The 9,315-nt window shown below is 64.7% G+C and carries 8 protein-coding genes; 7 read left to right on the top strand and 1 reads right to left on the bottom strand.

Features of this window, described 5'->3' with window-relative positions; translation table 11 throughout:
• Nucleotides 1-534 (top strand): methyl-accepting chemotaxis protein (locus K678_RS16055; RefSeq protein ID WP_021133527.1); only part of this gene is annotated, 534 nt, incomplete at its 5' end.
• A 12-nt stretch (nucleotides 535-546) separates the two neighbouring features.
• On the opposite strand, the gene K678_RS16050 is transcribed toward K678_RS16055, so the two are convergent.
• The gene (locus K678_RS16050; protein WP_021133526.1) at nucleotides 547-1,812 is read right to left on the bottom strand and encodes a response regulator; all 1,266 of its coding nucleotides are present in this window, start codon (nucleotides 1,810-1,812) and stop codon (nucleotides 547-549) included.
• 490 nt (nucleotides 1,813-2,302) lie between these two features.
• Between K678_RS16050 and K678_RS16045 the strand changes: the two genes are divergently transcribed.
• From K678_RS16045 to cydC, 6 genes are all read left to right on the top strand, one after another.
• A complete protein-coding gene (locus K678_RS16045) occupies nucleotides 2,303-2,938 on the top strand; it encodes a response regulator transcription factor (RefSeq protein ID WP_021133525.1) in 636 nt (211 codons plus the stop codon).
• A 144-nt stretch (nucleotides 2,939-3,082) separates the two neighbouring features.
• Nucleotides 3,083-4,660, top strand: a complete 1,578-nt coding sequence (locus tag K678_RS16040; RefSeq protein WP_021133524.1) for a cytochrome ubiquinol oxidase subunit I — start codon at nucleotides 3,083-3,085, stop codon at nucleotides 4,658-4,660.
• A 17-nt stretch (nucleotides 4,661-4,677) separates the two neighbouring features.
• Nucleotides 4,678-5,832 (top strand): cytochrome d ubiquinol oxidase subunit II, encoded by a 1,155-nt coding sequence (cydB, locus tag K678_RS16035; RefSeq protein ID WP_021133523.1) that lies wholly within the window; start codon nucleotides 4,678-4,680, stop codon nucleotides 5,830-5,832.
• A 19-nt stretch (nucleotides 5,833-5,851) separates the two neighbouring features.
• Nucleotides 5,852-5,962 (top strand): cytochrome bd-I oxidase subunit CydX, encoded by a 111-nt coding sequence (cydX, locus tag K678_RS18375; protein ID WP_021133522.1) that lies wholly within the window; start codon nucleotides 5,852-5,854, stop codon nucleotides 5,960-5,962.
• Nucleotides 5,959-7,650: a thiol reductant ABC exporter subunit CydD gene (cydD, locus tag K678_RS16030; RefSeq protein WP_021133521.1), complete on the top strand. Its 1,692-nt coding sequence runs from the start codon at nucleotides 5,959-5,961 to the stop codon at nucleotides 7,648-7,650. The genes cydX and cydD overlap by 4 nt, the downstream gene beginning before the upstream one ends.
• Entirely contained in the window at nucleotides 7,647-9,296 is a 1,650-nt protein-coding gene (gene cydC / locus K678_RS16025; protein WP_021133520.1) for a thiol reductant ABC exporter subunit CydC, read from the top strand. Before cydD ends, cydC begins: the two co-directional genes overlap by 4 nt.
• Nucleotides 9,297-9,315 lie beyond the last annotated feature (19 nt).

Below are 9,315 nucleotides of genomic sequence, written 5' to 3'. Positions count from 1 at the left end.
CGGATCGACCGGGTGGTCGGCATGATTACCGAGATCGCCGGACGGACCAACATGCTGGCCCTGAATGCCGCGATCGAGGCCCAGCGCGCCGGTCCGGCCGGCAAAGGGTTCGGCGTCGTCGCCGACGAGGTCAAGCAATTGGCGGCGCAGACCGCAACCTCGACTCGCGAGATCACCGCCCAGATCGCCGCGATCAAATCGGCCACTGCCGACACTGTTGCCGCCATCGATGGGATCGGGGCGGCGATCGGGCGGATGGACGGGATCGCCCGTCAGGTCTCGACCGCCGTCGGTCGTCAGGCCGAAGCGACGGCGCGGATTGGTCGCTGCGTCGAAGAGGTGATCCTCGATACCAAGGTGGTGACCGAGGGCGTCGTCTCGGTCACTCAATCCGCCGCCCGCTATTGCGGCGCCGCGATCGGGGTGATGTGGGCGGCCCAGGATCTCGCCGCTCCGGCGGAACGGCTGAACGGCGAGGTCGGCGGCTTCCTCGCCACGGTGCGGGGGGAAACGACCCAGCGGGCAATGGGATAGTTCGCTGGGCGATCAGGCGTATTCGACCCGGTTGCGGCCCAGACGTTTGGCGTTGTAAAGGGCACGGTCGGCGGCGGTGAGCAGGGCGCGCAGGCTGTCGGCGCGGCCATCGCCGGGACGGACGCAGACGCCGATACTGATCGTGATCAGCACCGTGTCGTCGCCGAAGCGGGGCGACAAAGCGGCGACCCGGCCCCGCAGGGTTTCGAAGAAATCGTCGGTTTCGTCGAGATCGGCGGCGATCAGACAGAATTCCTCGCCGCCGAGGCGACCGACAACGTCGCCGTCGCGGGTGGTTTCGGCCAGGACGCGGGCCAGTTCGATCAAGACCCGGTCGCCGCAATCGTGGCCCCATCCGTCATTGATCCGCTTGAAATGATCGACGTCGATCATCGCCACCGCGACCCGCCGTCCGGCGCGGGTCAGGCTGTTAAAGCGGGACTGGGCCAGTTCGAAGAACGAACGCCGGTTGCGCAGCCCGGTCAACGGATCGGTGGTGGCCAAGGCGTGGAGCGAGGCGATGTTCTCGATATTCTCGACATTCTGGGCGATGCGACAGAACAGTTCCTCGGGCTGGAACGCTTTGTTGAGGTAATCGTTGGCCCCGTTCTTGATGAATTGGGCCGAGATCGCGCCAAGGCTGGCCGACAGGCCGATGATCGCCAGCCGGTCGCGGGGGTGGCGCACCCGCAGCCGCCGCACCAACTGGATTCCATCAAGGCCGGGCATTTCGTAATCGGTGACGACCAGATCGAGCCGGGGGGCGGCCTCGGCAACGGCCAGACCCTGGAGCCCGTCACTGGCTTCGAGCACGGCGAACCCGTAAAGCCGCAACAACCCGACCAGCATCGCCCGGTCGCTGGCGCTATCCTCGACGACCAGGGCGGTCATGTCGCGGTTGCGCCAGATCCGCCGAACCAGCCAGACGACGTAGTCAATGCTGCTGGGATTGTCCTTCAGCACGTAATCGATCACCGGGCGCGATAAAATCCGCGCACGGCTGGCGACGTCGAAGCTTCCGGTCAGCACCACCAGCGGCAGGCCGCGTTCGGTGAAGAATCCGACGATCCTATTTTCCTCGGCATCGGGCAGAACCAGTCCGCTGATGACCAGGATGATTTCGTCACAATTGGTGCCGCTGTCCAGGATTTGGCTGGCCGCAGCCAAGCTGTCGGCGATTGTAACCGCGATTTTCAGCCGATCGGTCAGGGCCGCCGCGATCACCATCGAGAAGGCCCGGGAGTTATCAACCAGGAGGACACGCCCGGGCCGTGCCATGACCACTCTCCGGCAGAATGACGGGGAAGAATCATTCTCCCCTTTTGTCACTATGAGCCAGGATGAGGTGAAACGGAACCTTTGGAAAGGGGCGGATCATTATCTTGCGATAAGCCGAAAAAGGCTGAGGAGATTCATGGTCGAGGATTTGTGTCATGAAATATACGGACGAAGAACTTCTGGTTTCTATCCGATAGCACGATGGGTGGGTATGTTCCCCGATATCAGCGCTGTGATCAGCAACAATTCCCCGAAAGGTAATCGTGACATTATTCAGCGCTTTGAAACCAATTCGCCATTCAAAAGTTGCCGTTTTTGTCAAACCATGCTTAAAGTATTACGGGGTTAAGGGTGAAGAGCCGTTTCGCCGCTTGGGGGCGGACCGAAACGGTCCGGGCGAAACAAGCTCCGACGCAGAGAAGATGCGACGGATCAGGGAGGTTCACGCTTGAGCCGATAAATTCGGCGGCTTGATTTGGGGACAAGCGAAATGAAATTACTGCTGGCCGATGACCATTCCCTATTCCGCGAGGGAATCAGAATGGTGTTGGAGAGCCTGGCGGGGGAACCCCTGACGGTGGTCGAAGCCAGCGACTTTCCCCAGGTTCTGGCCCGTGTCCGTGCCTCGAACGATATCGATGTCGCTTTGGTCGATCTCGCGATGCCGGGAATGGATGGTCTGTCTGCGATCGGGGCGATCCGTCGCGCCGCACCCGATTTGTATCTGGTGGTGGTGTCGGCGTCGGAAGACCCCCAGGTGGTCCGCCGCGCCCTTGATGCCGGTGCCCACGGCTATATTTCCAAATCGGCGGGTAGTGCCGAAATGATGAAGGGCATCCGCTCGGTGCTGGACGGCGATATCTTCGTTGCTCCGCCGGTGTCTGTCGCCGAGGCGACGCTGGCCAAGCCCGGTGATTTCGACGCCGAACGCCTGCGTGCGCAATTGACGCCGCGTCAGCGCGACGTGTTGGCGATGTTGCGTCAGGGCAAGTCGAACAAGGAAGTCGCGCGCGATCTCAACCTGGCTGAAATCACGGTAAAGCTGCACGTCACCGCGATCTTGCGTTCTTTGGGCTGTGAAAACCGGACCCAGGCGGCAATTCTTGCGGCGCGGATGGGATTGTAAGGGCCGCCCTTTTTGGAACCCCCCTTATGATAATTAAAATGTTGGCGGCTCCCCCTTCACAAGCTTAAGCTATTTCCCTGACATCATGTCGCAAGGTCCCAGTCTGGGCGGCTGCCCAGCCGACCTTGAGAGGGGAGTGCGCCCATGATTGATCCGCTCTTTGTCGAACTATCGCGGTGGCAGTTTGCTGCCACGGCGATGTACCACTTTCTATTCGTGCCGCTGACTCTGGGCTTGTCCTGGATGCTGTTCATGATGGAATCGGCCTACGTGTTGACCGACAACCCGGTCTATCGCGATATGACCCGATTCTGGGGCAAGCTGTTCGGGATCAATTTTGCCGTTGGCGTTGCCACCGGCCTCACCATGGAATTCGAGTTCGGCACCAACTGGGCCTATTACTCGCATTATGTCGGCGACGTGTTCGGCGCGCCGCTGGCGATCGAAGGCCTGATGGCCTTTTTCCTTGAATCGACCTTTATCGGCCTGTTCTTCCTCGGGTGGGACAAGCTGACCAAGCGCCAGCATCTGGCGGTGACCTTCTTTACCGCGTTGGGATCGAACCTGTCGGCGATGTGGATTTTGGTCGCCAATGGCTGGATGCAGAACCCGGTCGGCTCGGCCTTCTCGCACGAGACGATGCGGATGGAGATGACCAGCTTCTCCGAGGTGTTGTTCAACCCGGTGGCCCAGGTCAAATTCGTGCACACCGTCGCCGCCGGTTATGTCACCGGGGCGATGTTCGTTCTGGCGATCAGCGCCTGGTACATGTTGAAGGGCCGCGACCTTGGCTTTGCCAAGCGTTCGTTTGCGATTGCCGCCGGGTTCGGCATGGCGTCGATTCTGTCGGTGATCGTGCTGGGCGACGAAAGCGGTTACACGCTGGGCGACGTCCAGAAGACCAAGCTGGCCGCGATCGAGGCCGAGTACGACACTCATCCCGCTCCGGCCGGTCTGACCCTGTTCAGCATTCCCGACGATCAGGCGATGACCAACCGCTATGAGATCAAGGTGCCGTGGGCATTGGGCCTGATCGCGACCCGCTCGACCACCGGGCAGGTCACCGGGATCAAGGACCTGATCGTTCAGCATGAAGAGCGCATTCGCTCGGGCATCGAGGCCTATGACGCGCTTCAGCGTCTGCGCGCCGGTGAACGTGGCGACGAGATCAGCGCCCGCTTCGATCTGCACAAGACCGATCTGGGCTATGGCCTGCTGTTGAAGAAATACACCGCCTCGGTGGTTGATGCGACGCCGGAACAGATTGCGATGGCCGCTCGCGACACCATCCCGCCGGTGGCGCCGCTGTTCGTCACCTTCCGCCTGATGGTTCTGGCGGGCGTGGTGATGTTCTTCCTGATTTCCGCATCGCTTTACTTCACCATGCGCCGCACCATCGTGCGGCAACGCTGGTTGCTGAAAGCGTTGGTCTGGTGTCTGCCGTTGCCCTGGATTGCCTGTGAAACCGGCTGGTTCGTCGCCGAGTTCGGCCGCCAACCCTGGGCCATCGGCGAGGTGCTGCCCACCTTCCTTGCCACCTCGAGTCTGACCAGCGGCGATCTGATCTTCAGCCTGACCGGCTTCATCACCTTCTATACCGTGTTGCTGGTGATCGAGCTGTTCCTGATGATCAAATACATCCGCCTGGGGCCGGCCAGTCTGGGCACCGGTCGCTATCACGGCGAAAGCGGGCATCCCGCCGCCGCCCATGCCGCCGGTTAAAGGGGAGGGCGAGGATCATGATTCTCGATTATGAAACCCTGAAATTCATCTGGTGGATTCTGATCGGCGTGTTGCTGATCGGCTTTGCCATCGCCGACGGCATGGATATGGGCGTCGGCGTCCTGTTGCCGTTCCTCGGCAAGACCGACGAGGAGCGTCGGGTGATCATCAACGCCGTCGGCCCGCATTGGGACGGCAATCAGGTTTGGCTGATCACCGCGGGTGGGGCGATTTTCGCCGCCTGGCCCGCCGTTTATGCCGCCGCCTTCTCGGGCTTTTACATGGCGATGCTGCTGGTGCTGTTCGCCCTGTTTTTCCGCCCGGTCGGCTTTGACTACCGCTCGAAGGTCGAAGATCCCCGCTGGCGCAATGCCTGGGATTGGGGCCTGTTCGTCGGCGGTCTGGTTCCGGCGCTGATCTTTGGCGTCGCCTTCGGCAACCTGCTGCAAGGGGTGCCGTTCCAGCTCGACGAGTTCCTGCGCTCGCATTATCAGGGCTCGCTGCTGACCGCGCTGTTGCCGCTGCTCAACCCCTTCGCCCTGCTGGCCGGAATTATCAGTCTGTCGATGCTGGTCGTCCATGGGGCAATGTGGCTGCAAATCCGCACCGAGGCTCCGGTGTCCGACCGCGCCCGCTCGGTCGCGATCGGGCTGGGGCTGGTGGTGATCCTGGCCTTCGCCGGGGCCGGTCTGTGGGTGGCTTATGGCATTGACGGCTACCGGGTGGTGACCCAGCCGGCGTTTGACGCGCCGTCGAACCCGCTGGCGAAGACCGTCGTTGCCGAACGCGGCGCCTGGCTGTCGATCTATTCCGCCGTTCCGGCTTCGATCATCGCTCCGATTGCCGGGTTCGCCGGAATTTTGCTGGCGGTGCTGCTTTCGGCGGTGCGTCGTCCCGGCCTGGGCTTCATCGCCAGTGCTCTCGGCATGGCCGGAATCATCGCGACCGCCGGGTTGTCGATGTTCCCCTTCATCCTGCCGTCCAGCATTGATCCCAATTCAAGCCTGACCGTGTGGGATGCGCCGTCCAGCCACTTCACCCTGACGGTGATGTTCTGGGCCGTGGTGCTGTTGCTGCCGCTGGTGCTCTCCTATACCGCGTGGTGCTATACGCGGATGTGGGGCAAGGTCACTGTCGACGGGATTCGCACCGGGAGCCATACGGCCTATTAAAGAGTGAAGGAGAACGCTGATGTGGTACTTCACCTGGATTTTAGGCGTGACTGCCGCGCTGTCCATCGGGCTGATCAATGCCCTGTGGTACGAAGCGGAAAATGCGTTCGACCGTAGCCACGAACGGTGACGGTCGATAAATCGGCCGCCGAGGCGGCGGCGGCGACGGGGTTTCTCCGTCGCCGCGTCGCTTCGGTCCGCCGCCCGCTGGCCCTGGCCACCCTGGCCCAGATGGCCAATGCGGCTCTGATGATCCTGCAATATTCCCTGCTGGCGACGGCGATCGACCGGGCAATCTCCGCTGGGGCCGATCTGGCCGCGCTGTGGCCGTGGCTGGTCTGGGTGCCGCCGATCGTTCTGGCCCGCGCCGGGCTGTCCTGGGCCGCCGAAGCGGTGGCGCTGAAGGCCGGGGCCGGGGTACGCCAAAGCGTGCGTGCCGAACTGGCCGAAAAGCTGTTTGCGCTGGGGCCGGTGCGGCTGGGCGGCGAGCAGGCCGGGGCGCTGTCGGCCTTGCTGGTCGATGGGATCGAGGCGCTTGAGGCCTATTACACCCGCTTTCTTCCGGCGATGCGCAATGCGGTGCTGATCCCGTTGGCGCTGCTGGCGGTGGTGATGCCGCTGGACGGGGTTTCGGGGCTGATCCTGCTGCTGACCGCGCCGCTGATCCCGCTGTTCATGGCCCTGATCGGCTCGGGCGCGGAACGGCTCAACCGCCGCCAATGGGCGAAGCTGGCCCGGATGGGGGCGCATTTCCTGGAGATGGTCCAGGGCCTGACAATTCTGAAGCTGTTCAATGCGTCAAAGCGCGAGGCCGAGACCGTCGCCCGCATCGCCGACGAGTATCGTCTGGCAACGATGGCGGTGTTGCGGGTCGCCTTCCTGTCGGCGCTGGCGCTGGAATTTTTCGCCACGTTGGGAATCGCCCTGGTCGCGGTGCTGATCGGTTTTCGCCTGCTGGCGGGCGAAATCGGGTTCGAGCGCGGCTTGTTCATCCTGCTGCTGGCGCCTGAATTCTATGGTCCGCTGCGCACGCTGGGGACGCAATATCACGCCCGGATGGAGGCGCTGGGCACCGCCGGGACGCTGGCCGAACTGCTGGCCCGCCCGCTGCCGCCGTCGCCCGTTGCCGCGTCGGCGTCTGCGCCCACCACCGCCCCCGAGATCGTCTTTCGTGCCGTCCGCCATGATTACGGCGGCGGGCGGGTTGGCCTCGACGGAGCCGAGTTCACCCTGGAGGCCGGACGGATCACCGCCCTGATCGGCCCCAGCGGAGCCGGGAAAAGCACCGCGGTCAATCTGTTGCTGGGCTTTGCCGCGCCGACGGCGGGTGAGATTCTGATCGACGGAACCCCGTTGTCGGGGTTCGACTCTCAAGAGTGGCGGCGGCGGATCGCCTGGGTGCCGCAGCGGCCGCATCTGTTCCAAGGCAGCATCGCCGACAATATCCGGCTGGGTCATCCCGAGGCCGATGAAGCGGCGGTGATCGCAGCGGCGCAAGCCGTCGGGGCGGATCGCTTCATCGCCGCCTTGCCCGAGGGATACAACACCCGCCTCGGCGAAGACGGAGCCGGTTTGTCGGGGGGACAGGCCCGGCTGGTTGCGCTGGCCCGCGCCGCCCTGCGCGATGCGCCGCTCTTGATCCTCGACGAGCCATCGGCCAGCCTCGATTCCCAATCCGAAGCGGCGCTGACCCAGGCGCTGCCTGCCTTGGCGCGGGGGCGGACGGTTCTGGTGATCGCCCATCGTCCGGCGACGATTGCCGCCGCCGACCGGATCGTCCGGTTGGAGCGGGGACGGGTGGCGGGAGACGAAGCATGAGCCTGCTGCTGCGATTGCTGCTGCTCTATCGCCCGGTGTGGGGCTGGCTGGCGCTGGCCGCCTTCCTGGCCCTGTTGACCCTGCTGGCCCAGACCGGGTTGATGGCGCTGTCGGGCTGGTTCATCGCCGCGATGGCTTTGGCCGGGGTAGCGGGAAGCTCGCTCAATTACTTCACCCCCTCGGCGCTGATCCGCGCCGCCGCGATCGTGCGGACCGCCGGGCGCTATGGTGAGCGGCTGGTCGGGCACGAAGCGACCTTCCGCCTGATCGCCCGGTTGCGGGTGTGGCTTTATCGCCGCCTCGAATTGTTGCCGCTGGTGGTACGCGGCGCGCATGACGGGGCCGATCTGGCTCAGCGGCTGCGCGGCGATCTCGACCGGCTGGAAACGGTGTTCCTGCGGCTGATCGCGCCGCTGGCGGTGGCTTTGGCCGGGGGCGGGCTGGGCGTGCTGTGGATGGGGCGGTTCGATTCCACTCTGGCTTTGGCCGAGGCGGTATTGCTGCTGGCCGCCGGGGTCGCGGTGCCGGTGATGGTGGCCCGCGCGGCGGCGCGGCGGGGGGTGCGTCAGGTGACGCTGCTGACCGCTTTGTCGGGGGCAGCGGTCGAAGCGGTGCAGGGGCTGCCCGAATTGCTGGTGTTCGGGGCCGATCGTCGTCACCGCGACCGGATCGAGGCGCTGTCATCCGACCTGATCGCCGAACAGATCGGCCTGGGCCGCTTGATCGCGTTGTCCCAGGCGGCCGGGCTGCTGTGCGGCCATCTCGCACTGTGGGCGGCGGTGGTGCTGACCGTACCGCTGTTGGCCGAAGGGCGGCTGGGCGGTCCCGATCTGGCGATGCTGGTCCTGCTCGCCTTGGCCCTGTTCGAGGCGGTGACGCCGCTGCCTGCCGCCTTCCTGGCGCTGGGGGGCGTGATCGAATCCGCCCGGCGGGTGTTCGCCCTCGCCGATGCCGCGCCTGATGCGTCCGAGGCCGAGACGGTCCCCCAGCCGTGCCCCACCCGCTGCGACCTGTCGCTGCGGAGGATCACCTATCGCTGGGGGCCGGAGCAGCCCGCCTTGTTCGACGGTTTCGAGTTCGATCTGCCCCAGGGCGGGCGGGTCGCCCTGGTCGGTCCCAGCGGCAGCGGCAAATCGACCCTGGTGTTGCTGCTGACCGGGCTGGTGACGCCCGAGGCGGGGACGATCCGGCTGGGCGACCGTCCGATCGAATCGCTGGATGACGAGACTCGGCGGCGCTGTTTCGCCGTCGCGCCCCAATCCTGCGGGCTGTTCAGCGGTACGTTGCGCGCGAGCTTGCGGCTGGCCGATCCCGAGGCCGACGATGCCGCTCTGTGGCGCAGTCTGACATTGGTTGGGCTGGCCGATTTCGTCGCGGCGTTGCCCGAGGGGCTGGACACCTGGATCGGTGCCGCCGGTCTGACCCTGTCGGGCGGGCAGGCGCGGCGGTTGGCGGTGGCGCGGGCGTGGCTGCGTCCGGCCCCGGTGCTGATTCTCGACGAGCCGGGCGAGGGACTGGACCCCGAAGCCGAACAGGCGTTGCTCGATGCGCTGATCGACCAGTTGGACGGGCGTTCGCTGCTGCTGATTACCCACCGTTCCGCCGGGCTGGCGCGGATGGAGCATGTGGTGCGGTTCGGCGGATAGGTCCGATCGAATGCGCTTC

This window comes from Magnetospirillum fulvum MGU-K5, assembly GCF_000442515.1.
GTDB classification, from domain to species: domain Bacteria; phylum Pseudomonadota; class Alphaproteobacteria; order Rhodospirillales; family Magnetospirillaceae; genus Phaeospirillum; species Phaeospirillum fulvum_B.
Note: the sequence above shows the minus strand (reverse complement) of the source record. Positions and strands in the feature narration are given on the sequence as shown.

Excerpts from the sequence above, each read along its gene's own strand:
- K678_RS16050 (WP_021133526.1), bottom strand. The coding sequence starts at position 1,812 with ATGGCACGGCCCGGGCGTGTCCTCCTGGTTGATAACTCCCGGGCCTTC.
- K678_RS16045 (WP_021133525.1), top strand. The coding sequence starts at position 2,303 with ATGAAATTACTGCTGGCCGATGACCATTCCCTATTCCGCGAGGGAATC.
- K678_RS16040 (WP_021133524.1), top strand. The coding sequence starts at position 3,083 with ATGATTGATCCGCTCTTTGTCGAACTATCGCGGTGGCAGTTTGCTGCC.
- cydB (WP_021133523.1), top strand. The coding sequence starts at position 4,678 with ATGATTCTCGATTATGAAACCCTGAAATTCATCTGGTGGATTCTGATC.
- cydX (WP_021133522.1), top strand. The coding sequence starts at position 5,852 with ATGTGGTACTTCACCTGGATTTTAGGCGTGACTGCCGCGCTGTCCATC.
- cydC (WP_021133520.1), top strand. The coding sequence starts at position 7,647 with ATGAGCCTGCTGCTGCGATTGCTGCTGCTCTATCGCCCGGTGTGGGGC.